General features: G+C 68.7%; 9 protein-coding genes and 1 pseudogene. 7 read left to right on the forward strand and 3 right to left on the reverse strand.

Features of this window, described 5'->3' with window-relative positions; all coding sequences use genetic code 11:
• The first annotated feature begins 143 nt into the window (after positions 1-143).
• The 3 genes and pseudogenes from MWN52_RS06710 (at position 144) to galA (ending at position 6,530) form a co-directional block, all read left to right on the forward strand.
• On the forward strand, positions 144-2,825 hold the full coding sequence (locus MWN52_RS06710) for a TonB-dependent receptor (protein WP_286577149.1): 2,682 nt from the start codon (positions 144-146) through the stop codon (positions 2,823-2,825).
• Between the two features lie 49 nt (positions 2,826-2,874).
• Positions 2,875-3,966, forward strand: a pseudogene (locus tag MWN52_RS06715) (glycoside hydrolase family 53 protein); the annotation flags it as partial.
• 11 nt (positions 3,967-3,977) lie between these two features.
• Positions 3,978-6,530 (forward strand): beta-galactosidase GalA, encoded by a 2,553-nt coding sequence (gene galA, locus MWN52_RS06720; protein ID WP_286577155.1) that lies wholly within the window; start codon positions 3,978-3,980, stop codon positions 6,528-6,530.
• A 99-nt stretch (positions 6,531-6,629) separates the two neighbouring features.
• Here the strand turns inward: galA and amaB are convergent, their stop codons facing one another.
• From amaB to MWN52_RS06735, 3 genes are all read right to left on the reverse strand, one after another.
• Positions 6,630-8,162: an L-piperidine-6-carboxylate dehydrogenase gene (gene amaB, locus MWN52_RS06725; RefSeq protein ID WP_286577156.1), complete on the reverse strand. Its 1,533-nt coding sequence runs from the start codon at positions 8,160-8,162 to the stop codon at positions 6,630-6,632.
• A 471-nt stretch (positions 8,163-8,633) separates the two neighbouring features.
• Positions 8,634-9,461, reverse strand: a complete 828-nt coding sequence (locus MWN52_RS06730; protein ID WP_286577698.1) for a S1/P1 nuclease — start codon at positions 9,459-9,461, stop codon at positions 8,634-8,636.
• Positions 9,462-9,655: 194 nt separating this feature from the next.
• Positions 9,656-10,279, reverse strand: coding sequence for an OmpW/AlkL family protein (locus MWN52_RS06735; RefSeq protein ID WP_286577158.1), 624 nt, complete (start codon positions 10,277-10,279; stop codon positions 9,656-9,658).
• A 224-nt stretch (positions 10,280-10,503) separates the two neighbouring features.
• Between MWN52_RS06735 and gap the strand changes: the two genes are divergently transcribed.
• From gap to MWN52_RS06755, 4 genes are all read left to right on the forward strand, one after another.
• Positions 10,504-11,508: a type I glyceraldehyde-3-phosphate dehydrogenase gene (gene gap, locus MWN52_RS06740; RefSeq protein ID WP_130520189.1), complete on the forward strand. Its 1,005-nt coding sequence runs from the start codon at positions 10,504-10,506 to the stop codon at positions 11,506-11,508.
• A gap of 231 nt (positions 11,509-11,739) precedes the next feature.
• Positions 11,740-12,252, forward strand: coding sequence for a hypothetical protein (locus tag MWN52_RS06745; protein WP_130520191.1), 513 nt, complete (start codon positions 11,740-11,742; stop codon positions 12,250-12,252).
• A gap of 863 nt (positions 12,253-13,115) precedes the next feature.
• Entirely contained in the window at positions 13,116-14,291 is a 1,176-nt protein-coding gene (locus MWN52_RS06750) for a phosphoglycerate kinase (RefSeq protein WP_286577161.1), read from the forward strand.
• A gap of 75 nt (positions 14,292-14,366) precedes the next feature.
• On the forward strand, positions 14,367-15,029 hold the full coding sequence (locus MWN52_RS06755) for an HAD-IA family hydrolase (RefSeq protein ID WP_286577163.1): 663 nt from the start codon (positions 14,367-14,369) through the stop codon (positions 15,027-15,029).
• Positions 15,030-15,176 lie beyond the last annotated feature (147 nt).

Here is a 15,176-nt window from a genome sequence, read left to right on the forward strand (position 1 = left end):
CGCCCCCGGCGGGACCTGAGGGTCCGGCCGATCGGCACCGCGGCACCGCCTTCGGGTGACTGCCGCACGGTGGGGCCGCCAGGGGCGACCCGTGCACATCACAACTTAAGTTCGGCCAATTTGTCCTTGGGAGGGAGCAAATCATGCCAATGCACCAAGTGCGCGCCCCGCAACGCGGCGCGTCGGAACGTCTCGTCCGTCATCTGCTCACCGTCGCCGTGCTGGGCATCCTGGGTGGCGTGGCCGGGCAGGCGCTGGCCCAGGACGCGGCCGCCAAGCCGGACGCGGCCCAGGACGGCGAGGCTGTCACCCGTCTGGACACCGTCACCGTCACCGGCCAGCGCGCCGCGCTGGACAAGGCGGTGTCGGTCAAGCAGATGGAAGATCACGTGGTCGAGGTGATCTCGGCCGACAACATGGGCCAGATGCCCAACGTCACCGTGGCCGAGGCGCTGGCGCGCCTGCCCGGCGTGACCGCCTCGCTGGACCGCGGCAACGCCAGCCTTGCCACCGTGCGCGGCCTGGGCCCGCGGATGACCATGGGCACGGTCAACGGCCGCGAGATCGCCTCCTCCGAGCCGGACCGCGCGGTGCGCTGGGAGATCTTTCCCACCGAGATCGTCTCCACCGTCAAGGTCTACAAGACGCCCTCGGCCGACCTGATCGCCGGCGGCATCGCCGCCACGGTGGACATCGCCACGATCGATCCGCTGACCTATACCGGCCCGCGGTTCGTGGCCAGCGCCGGCCCGGTGTTCTACGACCAGGGCAAGGACGTGGACGGCTACAGCCCCTGGGGCAGCCGCTTCGGCGCCAGTTGGGTGCACAAGATCAACGACGACCTGGCCATCGCCATCGGCGCGACCTATCAGAAGCAGAAGAACGCCAACGCGCTGATCGGCAGCTGGGGCTATACCGACGACGCCAGCGCGGTGGACGTGGATGGCGACGGCACGCGCGACTACACCCCTTGGGGCGCGGCCGACCAGCTCAAGCTGATCGACCAGACGCGCACCGGCGCGATGGCCGCGCTGCAGTGGCGCAGCGGCAACTTCGAACTGAAGGCCGATGCGCTCTATTCGAGGGTGCGCATCGACGAGGACCAGTCGCAGACCTGGTACCGCAACTGGGACGACAGCATCTGGTCGTGGTGGAACCCGTACGGCCAGCCGGGCTCGTCCATCCACATGATCGACCACAGCGTGGTCGGCGGTACGCTGATCAACTCGCAGTGGGGCACGCCGCTGGAGATGGACCAGGTGCTGGCCAAGTACAGCGAGGTCAAGACGCTGACCGCCGGCGGCCTCAACGGCAAGTGGACCGGCGAGGTGTGGACCCTCGGCGCCGACCTGTCGGCCTCGGAGGCCAAGCGCGAGAACCGCTGGCGCTCGGTGCAGTTCGGGCTCAACCCGGACAGCGTGTCCTTCGACTTCGCGCCGGGCCACGCGCCCTGGATCTCGGCCAGCAGCGCCACGCCGGCCTGGGGCATCGCCGGCAGCGACGAGCCGCAGTCGCTGCACGACCGCATCGCCGCGCTGGCGCTGGATGCCAGCCGCCCGCTCGATGGCGCGTTCAACCGGCTGTCCTTCGGCGCGCGCGTCTCCGACCGGGTCAAGCGCAACCGCCACGAACTGGCCAACTACTCGGACTACAACCAGCCGATCTCGGCCTATGCCGACCTCATCCATCCCCTGGACATCCCCGGCCTGAACGTGCCGCCGGTCTATGCGGGCAACGTGGACGACATCGCCGAGCGCGGCTTCGGCGGCTTCGCCCCCTCGGCGCTGGCCGAACAGATGCTGGACCACTGGAAGGTGCAGGAGCGGGTCAAGGAAGCCTTCGCCAAGGCCAATTTCAGCTCCAACTGGCTGGGCGTGGATGTGACCGGCAATGTCGGCGTGCGCGTGGTCGGCACGCATACCCGCAGCGATGGCTACGACACTGTCGATGGCAATACCTATGCGCCCAGCAGCGCCAGCAAGGACTACACCGATGTGCTGCCCAGCGCGACGGTCAACTTCCTGATCGCCGACGACAAGATCCTGCGCCTGTCCGCGGCCAAGGTGGTCGCGCGGCCGCCGCTGGACGAGCTGCGCACCGGCCGCTATCTGGACAATCCGGCCACGGTCAGCGGCCAGCTCACCGGCAGCGGCGGCAACCCGCGGCTGGATCCGTTCCGCGCCACCCAGCTCGACCTGTCCTACGAGTGGTACTTCCACAAGGAGGCGCTGGCCGCGGTGGCGGTGTACCGCAAGTGGGTCGATTCGAGCATCGGCTACAAGACCGAGCACGAGACCATCGACGGCCGCGACTATCTGATCAGTGGCCCGTTCAACGGCGGTGGCGGTTACATCGACGGCGTCGAGCTGACCTTCCAGACCCCGTTCTGGTTCATCCCGGGCATGGAGAACTTCGGCATCTACTCCAACCTGTCGCTGGTGGATTCCAACCTGCACGAGTTCTCGCCGGCCAACAATCCGCTGCCGCTGAGCGGGCTGGCGCGGCGAACCGGCTCGGCCGACCTGTGGTACAGCAACGGCAAGCTGGAGGCGCGCGCGGGCTACAGCTACCACAGCCCCTACAGCACGGCGTACGGCTGGAATGCCTCCCATCTGGTGCGCCTGGACAGCATGGGCACCTGGGACGCCAGCCTGGGCTGGCAGTTCAATCCGCGCTGGGCGATGAAGCTGCAGGTCAGCAACCTCACCAACGAGGCCATGCGCGCCTATACCGATAACCTGCCGTATCGCCTGGCCAACATGGACGACGGCGGCTACCAGTTGTTCGGCCGGCGCTTCTCGCTCGAAGCCACGTTCCGGTTCTGAGAGGACGATGACTGTGAGTGATCGAAACAAAGGCTGGCTGCGCGCGGCGATGCTGGCGGCGGTGCTCTTCGCGCTGCCGGCCGGCGCCGAGGAGCGCGCGCGGCCGTTCTACCTGGGGGCGGACCTGTCCTTCGCCAACGAGATGGAGGACTGCGGCGTGCAGTACCGCGACGGCGGCAAGGTCGAGGACGTGTTCTCGATCTTCCGCGCCCATGGCGCCAACCTGGTGCGCGTGCGGCTGTGGAACGACGCGCGCTGGACGCGCTACAGCGACCTGTCCGACGTCAAGAAGACCGTGCGCCGGGCCCGCGCCCAGGGCATGCAGGTGCTGCTGGACCTGCACTACTCCGACGACTGGGCCGACGGCGACAAGCAGTACATCCCCAAGGCCTGGGCCGATGTCGCCGACACCGACGACCTGGCGCGCACGCTCTACAACTTCACCTACGACACGCTGATGGCGCTGGACCGCGAGGGGCTGATGCCCGAGCTGGTCCAGGTCGGCAACGAGACCAATCCCGAGCTGATGAGCTCCAGGGTCTGGGACAAGCGGAAGGACCGCATCGACTGGACGCGTAACGCGGCCCTGTTCAAAGCCGGCATCCGCGCGGTCCACGATGCCGGCGCCCACTCCAGGATCCAGCCGCGGGTGATGCTGCATATCGCCCAGCCGGAGAACGTGGAGCCGTGGTTCGCGGCGGCCGACCGCGCCGGGGTGCGCGGCTTCGACCTGATCGGCATCAGCTACTACCGCAAGTGGTCCACGCAGACGATGGCGCAGCTGGGCCAGACCATCGCACGCCTGCGCAAGACCTATCCGGACAGGGACGTGGTGGTGGTGGAGACGGCCTACCCGTGGACGCTGGAGGCGGGCGATGAATCGCACAACCTGCTCGGCGAGGACTCGCTGATTCCGGGCTATCCGGCCACGCCCGATGGGCAGCTGCGCTACCTCACCGACCTGACCCAACTGGTGGCCGACAACGACGGCAGCGGCGTGGTCTATTGGGCGCCGGAGTGGACCACCAGCCGCTGCAAGACGCGCTGGGGTACCGGTTCGTCCTGGGAGAACGCCACGTTCTTCGATTTCCGGCACGGCAACGCGCTGCTGCCGGGCATCGACTTCATGCGCCACGACTACCGCCTGCCGCGATGAGCGAGGTGAGCCGCCGCGAATTGCTGCGCGCGCTGATGGCCGGCGGCGTGGCGGTTACGGTGCCGGCGGGCCGTGCGGCGGCGACGGCGAGCGCCGCCGGTGACGCGGCCGTCGTGCAGGCGCCATCGGCACTCGCATTGCCGCGGGCGTCGGCCGGGCGTCCAACGCCTGGTGCGCGTCAGCGCGACCGCCTGGATGCTGGCTGGCGCTTCGCCTTCGGCCACGCCGACGATCCGGCGCGCGACTTCAACTTCGGCACCTACCAGCGCACCTACGCCAAGGCCGGCAAGGACACCGCCGATGCGGCGCTGATCGCTTACGACGATGCGGGCTGGCGCGCGCTGTCGCTGCCGCACGACTGGGCGGTGGAACTGCCTTTCGTGCCCAATCCCCATCCGCCCGCCGACGTGGACGATCCGGCCGCCGCGCACGGCTATCGCCCCGTGGGCCGCGAGCATCCCGAGACCAGCATCGGCTGGTACCGGCGTGAGCTGGACATTCCCGCCAGCGATGCGGGCCGGCGCCTGGTGCTGGAATTCGACGGGGTGTTCCGCGACTGCATCGTGTTCTGCAACGGCCATATCGTCGGCACCAACGCCAGCGGCTATATCGGCTTCGAGGTGGACATCACCGATGTGGTCGACTACGGCGCTCGCAATGTGATCGCGGTACGCGTGGACGCCACCCTGGGCGAGGGCTGGTTCTACGAAGGCGCCGGGATCTACCGCCATGTCTGGCTGCGCAGGACCGATCCGCTGCACATTCCTGCCGGCGGGCTCGTGGTGCGGGCCACACCCCGCGCTGGGCAGGCCGCCTGCGCTGTAGAGGCGACGCTGCACAACGCGGGCGACCAGGCCGAGGCCTGCGTGCTGGTGCTGCAGGTCCTGGACGACGACGGGCGCGTGGTGGCCAAGGCGCAGCTGCCGGCACCGCAGGTGGCGCCCGGCGATGAGACCACGGTGCAACACGCGCTGGCCTTCGACGCACCGCAGCTGTGGTCGCCCGAAAACCCGGTCCTGTACCGGCTGCTGGCCGAGCTGCGTGTGGACGGTGTCGCACGCGACGCAGTCCAGGTCGCGTTCGGCGTGCGCAGCATCGCCTTCGACGCCCAGCGCGGCTTCCTGCTCAATGGCGCGCCGTACAAGCTCAAGGGCACCTGCAACCACCAGGATCATGCCGGCGTGGGCACCGCCATCCCAGACGCCTTGCACGCCTGGCGCCTGCAGCAGCTCAAGGCGCTGGGATGCAACGCCTGGCGCATGGCGCACAACCCGGCCAGCCCGGCGCTCATGGACCTGTGCGACCGCCTGGGCATGCTGGTGATCGCCGAGACCCGGCGCATGTCCTCCGACCCTGAGGCGATGCGCGAACTGCAGCGCCTGCTGCTGCGCGACCGCAACCGGCCCAGCGTGATCGCCTGGTCGCTGGGCAACGAAGAGCCGCAGATGGTCACCGCGCGCGGCGCGCGCATCGTCGGCACGATGCAGGCGCTGGTGCGCCGGCTCGATCCGACCCGGCCGACCACCTTCGCCATGGACAAGGGCTTCGGCAAGGGCGTGGGGCAGGTGGTGGACGTGGTCGGCTTCAACTACCGCACCAACCAGATGGACGCCTTCCACGCGCGCGAGCCGCAGCGTCCGGTGTACGGCAGCGAGACCGCCAGCACCGTGTCGGTGCGCGGCAACTATTTCGTCGACGACGCCCGCGGCTATACGCGCGCCTACGACGTCGACCACCCGTGGTGGGCATCCACGTCCGAGTCGTGGTGGGCGTTCGTGGCCGAGCGGCCGTGGATCGCCGGCGGCTTCGTCTGGACCGGGTTCGACTATCGCGGCGAGCCCACGCCGTACAACCGCTGGCCCAACGTGGCCTCGCAGTTCGGCGTGCTCGACAGCTGCGGCTTCCCCAAGGACAACGCCTGGTACTACCGCGCGCAGTGGACGCAGGCGCCGGTGCTGCACCTGTTCCCGCACTGGAACTGGGACGCGCTGCCGGCCTTGGCCAACGGCATGGTGGATGTGTGGGTGCACAGCAACCTGGACGAGGTCGAGCTGTGGGTCAACGGCGTCAGCCAGGGCCGGCGTCGCGTGCCGCGCTACGGCCACGTGGAGTGGCGCGTGCGCTACGCGCCGGGCGCGATCGAGGCGCGCGGCTATCGCGGCGGCGAGCAGGTGCTGGTGCAGCGGCGCGAGACCACCGGCGCGCCGGCCGCCATCGCGTTGCGCTGCGCGCGCGCCAGCCTGCTGGCCGACGGCCAGGACGTGGGCATGATCGAAGTGGCCATCGTGGACGCGCAGGGCCGGCAGGTGCCGACCGCCGGCGACGAGGTCCGCTTCCAGGTGAGTGGGGCGGGGGCGCTGATCGGCGTCGGCAACGGCGACCCGGCCAGCCACGAGGCCGACAAGGCCGATCGGCGCCGCGCCTTCAACGGGCTGTGCCAGGCGATCGTGCAGAGCGCGCGTGGGCCGGGCCGCCTGCGGCTGCAGGCCAGCGCGCCAGGCTTGCGGGGTGCGGCGCTGGAGCTGGAAGTTTTGGACGCGCTCGCCTAGGTGAGCGCGGCCTGAGTTACGCCGTCTCCGAGCGTGCGGCGACGACGGCAAGGTCAGGCACGGATCGGCCCCAAGGCCGGTCCGTGCCGTTCGGACCCTTTAAAGATCGAACTTGATGCCCTGCGCCAGCGGCAGCGAATCGGAGTAGTTGATCGTGTTGGTCTGGCGGCGCATGTAGGCCTTCCACGCATCCGAGCCGGACTCGCGCCCGCCGCCGGTGTCCTTCTCGCCGCCGAACGCGCCGCCGATCTCCGCACCGGAGGTGCCGATGTTGACGTTGGCGATGCCGCAGTCGCTGCCGGCCGCGGAGAGGAACTTCTCGGCCGCCTTCAGGCTGTTGGTGAAGATCGACGAGGACAGGCCCTGCGGCACGCCGTTCTGCATGTCGATGGCCTCCTCCAGCGTCTCGTACTTCATCACGTACAGGATCGGGGCGAAGGTCTCGTGCTGGACGATGGCGTCGGTGTTCTTGAGGCCGGAGATGATGGTCGGCAGGACGAAGTTGCCTTCGCGCTCCAGCGCTTTGCCGCCGGTTTCCACCGTGCCGCCGGCGGCCTTGGCCTGCTCGACGGACTTCAGGAAGGCATCGACCGCGGCCTTGCTGTTGAGCGGGCCCATCAGATTGGCCGCATCCAGCGGATCGCCGATCTTGCCTTCGACCTGCTTGTAGGCCTTGACCAGCGTGGCCAGCACGGTGTCGTAGATCGAGGCGTGCACGATCAGGCGGCGGGTGGTGGTGCAGCGCTGGCCTGCGGTGCCCACCGCGCCGAACACGATGCCCGGCACGGCCAGCTTCAGGTCGGCGGTCTCGTCCAGGATGATTGCGTTGTTGCCGCCCAGCTCCAGCAGGCTGCGGCCCAGGCGCCGCGCCACGCGCTCGCCGACGATGCGGCCGACCTCGGTCGAGCCGGTGAAGCTGATCAGCGGCACGCGCTTGTCGTCCACCAGCTGCTGGGACAGTTCGATGCCGGCATCGTTGATCAGGAAGAACAGGTCGGGGAAGCCGGCGTCCTTGAGCGCGTCGTTGCAGATCTTCTGCGTGGCCAGCGCGGTCAGCGGGGTCTTGTTGGACGGCTTCCAGATGCAGATGTCGCCGCAGATGGCGGCCAGGAACGCATTCCACGCCCACACCGCGACCGGGAAGTTGAACGCGCTGATGATGCCGACCAGGCCGATCGGGTGGTACTGCTCGTACATGCGGTGGCCCGGGCGCTCCGAATGCATGGTGTAGCCGTAGAGCATGCGGCTCTGGCCCACCGCGAAGTCGGCGATGTCGATCATCTCCTGCACTTCGCCATCGCCCTCGGGCTTGGACTTGCCCATCTCCAGCGCCACCAGCGAGCCGAGCAGATCCTTGTGCTTGCGCAGCGCCTCGCCGCACAGGCGCACGGCCTCGCCGCGACGCGGCGCCGGCGTGGTGCGCCAGGTCTTGAACGCCGCCTGCGCGCGTTCGATGACCGTGTCGTAGTCGGACTGGCTGCTGGCATGCACCGTGGCGATGACGGCATGGGTGGTCGGGTTGACCGACTCCAGCACCCCGGCATCGGTGGTGCTGGACCACTGGCCGTTGCCGAGATAGGTGCCGGGATTGGTCGGGCCAAGGCCCAGGGCCTTGAGCAGGTCAGCAGACATGGAAACTCCGTGTTCGGGGACGCGTTGCGCCGCGGGCGGGGGACGCGGCAGGGCCGGCAATTTTAGCAGGCCGTCCAGGCGGGCCTGGGGCGGCTGGGGATGGCGAGCTTGTGGCAGCTGCGTCGGTAGCTGCGGCCGTGAATTCATGGCGCGGGGGCAGCTGCCGTCGGCGCGCACGATGATCGGGATTCGGGATTCGGGATTCGGGATTCGGGATTCGGGGATCGGGGATCGGGGATCGGGGATCGGGGATCGGGGATCGGGGATCCGGGAATCGGGAATCGGGAATCGGGAATCGGGAATCGGGAATCGGGAATCGGGAATCGGGAATCGGGAATCGGGATTCGGGGCCAGGGACTGGGGGGCTCGCAGCCAGCATCAAGACCTCACCAGGGCCGCCCCCTCCCTTGCGCGCAGCGCAGGGGAGGGTTGGGGAGGGGTTGGCTGTTGCTGTTGCTTTGAGTGGCTTCGTCAGCCGCCCTGTGCCTGCTCCAGCGCCGCGTTCAGCACAGCCGCCAGGCGCACGCCGGCCAGACGCAGCTGCTGCTCGGCCACCGGCGTCCAGGTGGCGAAGTAGGCCGGGTCCAGCTTCGCCCGGGCCGGGTAGAACCCGGGCGAGCGGACGATGCGGCAGGACGCCTCGGCCCACGAGGTCGCGTCCGGCGGGAAGCCGGTGCCGGCGCCGGGCGCGGGCCGGGGCAGGGCGCGGATCTGCGCCAGCAGCGCGTCCTCGTCCAGGCCGGTATGGCGCAGCAGCCCGCTGTCCCAAAGCGAATGCAGATTGCTGCCCTGGCCGTCCACGTTGATCTGCACGGTGTTGCCGCCCTTGTCGCGGGCGAAGCCGGCGTGCAGCGGCTGGTGGGCATCGCCGACCAGATGCACGACGAACTTCAGCGCCTGCAGGCGGGCGGCGGCCGGTGCGCTGCGGTCGGCCAGCAGCTTGGTCTGCGCGGTGAGCGCGGCGATCGTGCAGTCGCCGTTGCGGCAGTCGCGCGGCGGGTCGTAATGGCAGTCGTCCTCGCCCAGGTCGACGTAATGCCAGGCGGCGGTGCGCTTGCCCAGGTCGGGGTCGGACTCGCGCAGTTCGTCGGGCCAGCTGGCGATGCCGGGCAGTGTCGCGCCGGGCTCCAGTGCCAGCAGGGCGTCGATCTGCGCGCGCGTCTGTGCGGTGAGGTCGGGCTCGGCCAGCTCGGCCACCAGCCGATGGCCGGTGCGGCCCCAGGCCAGGGCGGACACGGGGCAAGCCAACAGGCTCAGGGACAGCAGCGCGGCCAGCGGCCGCACGAACGGAATCTTCAACACGCAGCATCCGGCTTTCGAAGCACGAGGGCCGGGATGATACCCGCGCTTGCGCGCCGGCTCGATGTCACCTCCGCGCGGCGACGCGCCTGAACCGCCCTCCGTGGCGGCGACACACCCGGCCTCCCTGGCCGGTCCCCATCCGGCACGCGCCGCGCACGTCCGTTGCCGGCATGCGCGCAGCGCGCGCTGGCTCAGAAGCGGTAGACCCAGGCGGCGCCGTAGACCATCGGATCGATGTTGGCCGTGCCCAGCTTGGCCCCGTTGAGCTTGACCTTGGTGTCGATGTCGGCCCAGCGCACGTCCACGCGCAGGGCGCTGCGCGCGCTCAGCGCGAAGTCCAGGCCGGCGTGCGCGGCCAGGCCCCAGGAGTCGCCCAGGTCCAGATCGCTGCCGGCCAGGGCGCCCTTGGCGTCGGTGCTGAAGAACTTGGTGTAGTTCACGCCCAGGCCCACGAACGGCGACACCTTGCCGGCGCTGTTGAAGTGGTACTGCAGCGACACCACCGGCGGCAGCTGCTTGGTGGTGCCGACCTTGCCCAGGCCCTTGATGTTGATGTCGTGCTGGAACGGCCAGGCGGCCAGCGCCTCGAGGCCCAGGTTGTCGGCCACGAAGTACTCGCCGGTGACGCTGGGGCGGGTGCTGCTGTCCACGCTGACCGGCAGCGTACCGCCGGCCAGCTTGCCGTTGTCCGACTTCGGATTGACCTGGTGGATGCCGACGCCGACGGTGAAATCGCCGCGCGACTGGGCAGCGGCCTGGAGGCAGACGCCGCCCAGGGCCAGGGCGAGCAGGCAGGTGAGGAGGGACTTGCGCATGACGATGAGGCTCCGATGTGTGTGGCGCACATGCTCCAACCGGGCCCGGGCGCCCGCCTTGATCCGGATCAAGGCGCACGGCGGGCGGCTGTCGTCCTGGGATCGCCGCCGGATTCAGCCCCGCGCCTGCCACGACCCGGCGGCAACGGGGCGCGCTGCTAGAATGCGGACCCCTTCACCGCCGCGTCGCGCACCCGCGTGCCGCTTACAGGAGTCCTCCAGCAATGAGCATCAAGGTAGGCATCAACGGCTTCGGCCGCATCGGCCGCAATGTGCTGCGTTCGGCCGTGCAGAATTTCGAGGGCGAGATCGAGATCGTCGCCATCAACGACCTGCTCGAACCCGACTACCTGGCCTACATGCTGCAGTACGACTCGGTGCACGGGCGCTTTGAGGGCACCATCTCGGTCGAGGGCACCACGCTGATCGTCAACGGCAAGAAGATCCGCCTGACCGCCGAGCGCGACCCGGCCGCGCTGAAGTGGGACGAGGTGGGCGCCGAGGTGGTCATCGAATCCACCGGCATCTTCCTGACCAAGGAAGGCGCGCAGAAGCACCTGGACGCCGGTGCCAAGAAGGTCATCCTGTCCGCGCCGTCCAAGGACGACACGCCGATGTTTGTCTTTGGCGTCAACGACAAGACCTACGCCGGTCAGGCCATCATCTCCAACGCCTCTTGCACCACCAACTGCCTGGCGCCGCTGGCCAAGGTCATCAACGACAAGTGGGGCATCAAGCGCGGCCTGATGACCACCGTGCACGCCGCCACCGCCACGCAGAAGACCGTCGACGGCCCGTCCAACAAGGACTGGCGCGGCGGCCGCGGCATCCTGGAGAACATCATTCCCTCGTCCACCGGCGCGGCCAAGGCCGTGGGCGTGGTGATCCCGGAGCTCAACAAGAAGCTGACCGGCATGAGCTTCCGCGTGCCGACCTCCGACGTGTCGGTGGTGGACCTGACCTGCGAGCTGGAAAAGCCGGCCACCTATGCCGAGATCTGCGCCGAGATGAAGGCCCAGAGCGAGGGCGCGCTGAAGGGCGTGCTGGGCTACACCGAGGACAAGGTCGTGGCCACCGACTTCCGCGGCGAGACCCGGACCTCGGTGTTCGATGCCGAGGCCGGCATCGCTCTGGACTCCACCTTCGTCAAGCTGGTGTCCTGGTACGACAACGAATGGGGCTACTCCAACAAGTGCCTGGAAATGGTCAAGGTCGTCGCGGGCAAGTAAGCCGCGCGATTCAGGACAAAGGGCGCCTTTCGGGCGCCCTTTGTCTTGATGCGGTCACGGGAAACGGGTAGGTCCGCTCGGCGGAGGGGACGATGGAGCTCGGGGGGAGCGCGAGCAGGGGTGCGGGTCTCTTTTTTCGAGCCGAGTGTCGTGCTATCAATCACCCGCGGATCGTCCAACGGCCCGTGCCGTGGGCAGGGAAGCGAATTTCACTTAAGGGGTAAGTGTTTCATGAAGATCAAGCAATGGTTTGGAAGCGGCCTGATTGCAGTGGCCGCCGTGCTGATGGCGCCGGGTGCATGGGCGCAGACGGCCGACATCTTCGACATCGATTACGTGCAGGGCCACCTGGTGGCCGGCAAGACGACCAAGGCCCAGGTGCTGGAAAGCTTCGGCGAGCCGACTTCAAAGAAGGCCAAGCTGAGCTCGTCCGGCGGCGCCTCCGAGACCTACGTCTACATCAAGGGCGCGGCCAAGAAGCCCGCGGCTTCGGCCGGCTCGGGCTTCGGCAAGATGGTGGGCTCACTGCGTGGCGTGCTGGGCGATGTTTCCGACCTGACCGGCAAGAACGTCGGTGGCGAAGTGGCCTCCAACAGCTATCGCGCCCAGCGCAGCGCCAACGCGGCCGATCGTCTGTCCGCACGCGCGGGCACCGACGCCGATGCGTCGGCCGGCGCCGATGGCGCCTCGCGGCTCACCATCCAGATCCAGGGCGGCGTGGTGACTTCGTTCGACATGGAGTGAGGTGGGCCCTGCATCCGCTTGCGCTCAGACCCCGCGCCGAAAGCGCGGGGTTTTTCGTTGGGATCGTCTCCGCAGTGCGGTGAGTCAACCCGGGAGTGACGTGAGCGAGGTCGGCGAAGGGATTTCGCCAAGCAGCCTCGACCGGCTGGGTGGCTCCTCGGCTCTGTACGCTATCTATGGCGGACTCGCCGCCGCGGGCCAGCCCTGGCCCGCTCTTCGCGCGGCCGCCAGGGTCGAGGCGTTGCAGCGAATAGATCAGGACTTCTTACAACTCGAAGGTATCGAGCAAGCGCTCTGCCCCCTCCCTTTTCGCTGCAGGCGAAGGGGAGCTCGAAGTCGCGAACTAGCGACTGAGGGGGTGGGGTGCTTTTGCTCTTCGCTTCGGTGGCTTGCCCGGTAAAGCCCCGACCCCTCCCCATCCCTCCCCTGCGCTGTGCGCAAGGGAGGGCCTCAAGTCGATACCTTCCCGTCACTGATCGCGTTGTGCGCGAGGAAGGGTCCGAGCGCCCGCAAACCGAAGCCCTGTGACCTGACGCTCGAGGCAGCGGGCCGGCGGGCGGTGGCCGCGCCTAGCGAGGCAGGATGCCGAGCGCCCGAGTCAGGGCAGGATGCCCTGACCGAGGGGAAAAGCGGCCGCCGCCCGCCGGCCCGCTGCCCTTCCGAAGCCGGGCAGCCAAGGCGCTGAGATGCGTCGATGAAGAAAGAGCCCATGGGCAAAAAGGTGGCCAGTGACCGGCTCGGGAAGCGATGCACAAGGCCTGACACGTCCCGCAACGCACCTCCCAACGCCGCTGCAGGTTTGCCGCACCCCCACGCAGCGCGGACAATGGGCGTCTGATCTTTCCCCTGCACAGGACCCAAGCATGACCATCGTCCGCATGAGCGACCTCGACCTGTCCGGCAAGCGCGTGCTGATCCGTCAGGATCTCAACGTGCCGATCGAGAACGGCCAGATCACCTCCGAACAGCGCATCACCGCCTCGGTGCCGACCCTCAAGGCCGCGCTGGAGCAGGGCGCCGCGGTGATGGTCACCTCGCACCTGGGCCGGCCGAAGGAGGGCACCTGGAGCGAGGAGGATTCGCTAGCGCCGGTGGCCGAGCGCCTGACCGCCCTGCTGGGCACCAAGGTCGAGCTGGTGCGCGACTGGGTCGACGGCGTGGACGTCAAGCCCGGCCAGATCGTGCTGCTGGAGAACTGCCGCATGAACGTGGGCGAGGCCAAGGACGACGAGACGCTGTCGAAGAAGTACGCCGCGCTGTGCGACGTGTTCGTCATGGATGCCTTCGGCACCGCGCACCGCGCCCAGGCCTCCACCCACGGCGTGATCAAGTACGCGCCCGTCGCCGCCGGCGGCCCGCTGCTGATGGCCGAGCTGGACGCCCTGGGCAAGGCACTGGACAACCCGGCCAAGCCGCTGCTGGCCATCGTCGCCGGCAGCAAGGTCTCGACCAAGCTCGAGCTGCTGTCCAACCTGGTCGGCAAGGTCGACCAGCTGATCGTCGGCGGCGGCATCGCCAACACCTTCATCGCCGCGGCCGGCTACAGCGTCGGCAAGTCGCTGTGCGAGCCGGACCTGATCGGCACCGCCCAGCAGATCGTCGCCGACGCCAAGGCGCGCGGCGCCGAGATCCCGTTGCCCACCGATGTGGTGGTGGCCAAGCAATTCCTGCCCGACGCCCCCGCGACGGTGAAGCGCGTCGATGCGGTCGAAGCCGATGACCTGATCCTGGACATCGGCCCGGATACCGCACAGGCCTACGCCGCACTGATCGCCAAGGCCGGCACGGTGGTGTGGAACGGCCCGGTCGGCGTGTTCGAGTTCGACGCCTTCGGCAAGGGCACCGAGACCCTGGCGCGCGCGATCGCCGCCTCGTCGGCGTTTTCCATCGCCGGCGGCGGCGACACGCTGGCGGCCGTGGACAAATACGGCATCGCCAAGGACGTGTCCTACATCTCCACCGGCGGCGGCGCCTTCCTGGAGTTCCTGGAAGGCAAGACCCTGCCGGCGGTCGCGGCGCTGGAAGCGCGCGGCAGCTGATCAGCGCGCCGCTGTCACTTCAGAGGCCCGGCCCTGAAAAGCCGGGCCTTTTCGCTTCTTATTCGAGGTATCCGCATGACTCCGCTTCCCACCCTGTTCTTCGACCTGGATGGCACGCTGATCGATTCCGAGCCCGGCATCGTCAACGGCATCGCGCATGTGTTCGCCTCCCTGCAGCGGCCGACGCCATCGCGCGAGGCGCTGCGCGCGTGGATCGGGCCGCCGATGCGCGACAGCTTCCAGGCCGCGTTCGGCGACGAGGACTTGGTGGCACGCGCGCTGGCGCTCTATCGGCAGCGTTACGACACGCTGGGCTGGACCGAGCTGACGGTATACCCCGGCGTACCTGAGCTGATCGAGGCGCTGGCGCAGGCCGGCCATCGGCTGGCGGTGGTGACCTCGAAGAACGAACGCGCGGCGCGGCGCATCCTGAGCGCACTGCCGTTCGGCCCGGCGTTCGAGGAAATCGTCGGCGCCAGCGACGACGGGGCCCGCCGCTTCAAGCGCGACCTGATCACCGAAGCGCTGACGCGGCTGCGGGTCCCGGCATCCGACTGCGTGATGATCGGCGACCGCCGCATGGACATCGAGGGCGCCGCGGCGCACGCCATGCGCAGCATCGGCGTGCTGTGGGGCTTCGGCGATCGCGAAGAACTGCTTGCCGCAGGCGCTGGGCAGGTGGTCGAGACGCCGTCCGCGCTGGCCGGTGCGCTAGGGGTGACGCTGCCGCGCAGTTGAATACCATTACAAAGCCATTTCAATCATTCGCTTCATGAGGTCCCCGGCGCCAAGACCCTTTTGCATCAAAGGGTTGCCTGGAGATGGCCGCTGTGGAGCGCTGCCGCCTTGTTCCATGCTGCAGCGCAGAAGCGGACCACCACCAGT

This window comes from Pseudoxanthomonas winnipegensis, from assembly GCF_030322905.1.
Classification (GTDB): domain Bacteria; phylum Pseudomonadota; class Gammaproteobacteria; order Xanthomonadales; family Xanthomonadaceae; genus Pseudoxanthomonas_A; species Pseudoxanthomonas_A winnipegensis.

Coding starts and splice junctions, on each gene's coding strand:
- MWN52_RS06710 (WP_286577149.1), top strand. CDS start 144: ATGCCAATGCACCAAGTGCGCGCCCCGCAACGCGGCGCGTCGGAACGT.
- galA (WP_286577155.1), top strand. CDS start 3,978: ATGAGCGAGGTGAGCCGCCGCGAATTGCTGCGCGCGCTGATGGCCGGC.
- amaB (WP_286577156.1), bottom strand. CDS start 8,162: ATGTCTGCTGACCTGCTCAAGGCCCTGGGCCTTGGCCCGACCAATCCC.
- MWN52_RS06735 (WP_286577158.1), bottom strand. CDS start 10,279: ATGCGCAAGTCCCTCCTCACCTGCCTGCTCGCCCTGGCCCTGGGCGGC.
- gap (WP_130520189.1), top strand. CDS start 10,504: ATGAGCATCAAGGTAGGCATCAACGGCTTCGGCCGCATCGGCCGCAAT.
- MWN52_RS06745 (WP_130520191.1), top strand. CDS start 11,740: ATGAAGATCAAGCAATGGTTTGGAAGCGGCCTGATTGCAGTGGCCGCC.
- MWN52_RS06750 (WP_286577161.1), top strand. CDS start 13,116: ATGACCATCGTCCGCATGAGCGACCTCGACCTGTCCGGCAAGCGCGTG.
- MWN52_RS06755 (WP_286577163.1), top strand. CDS start 14,367: ATGACTCCGCTTCCCACCCTGTTCTTCGACCTGGATGGCACGCTGATC.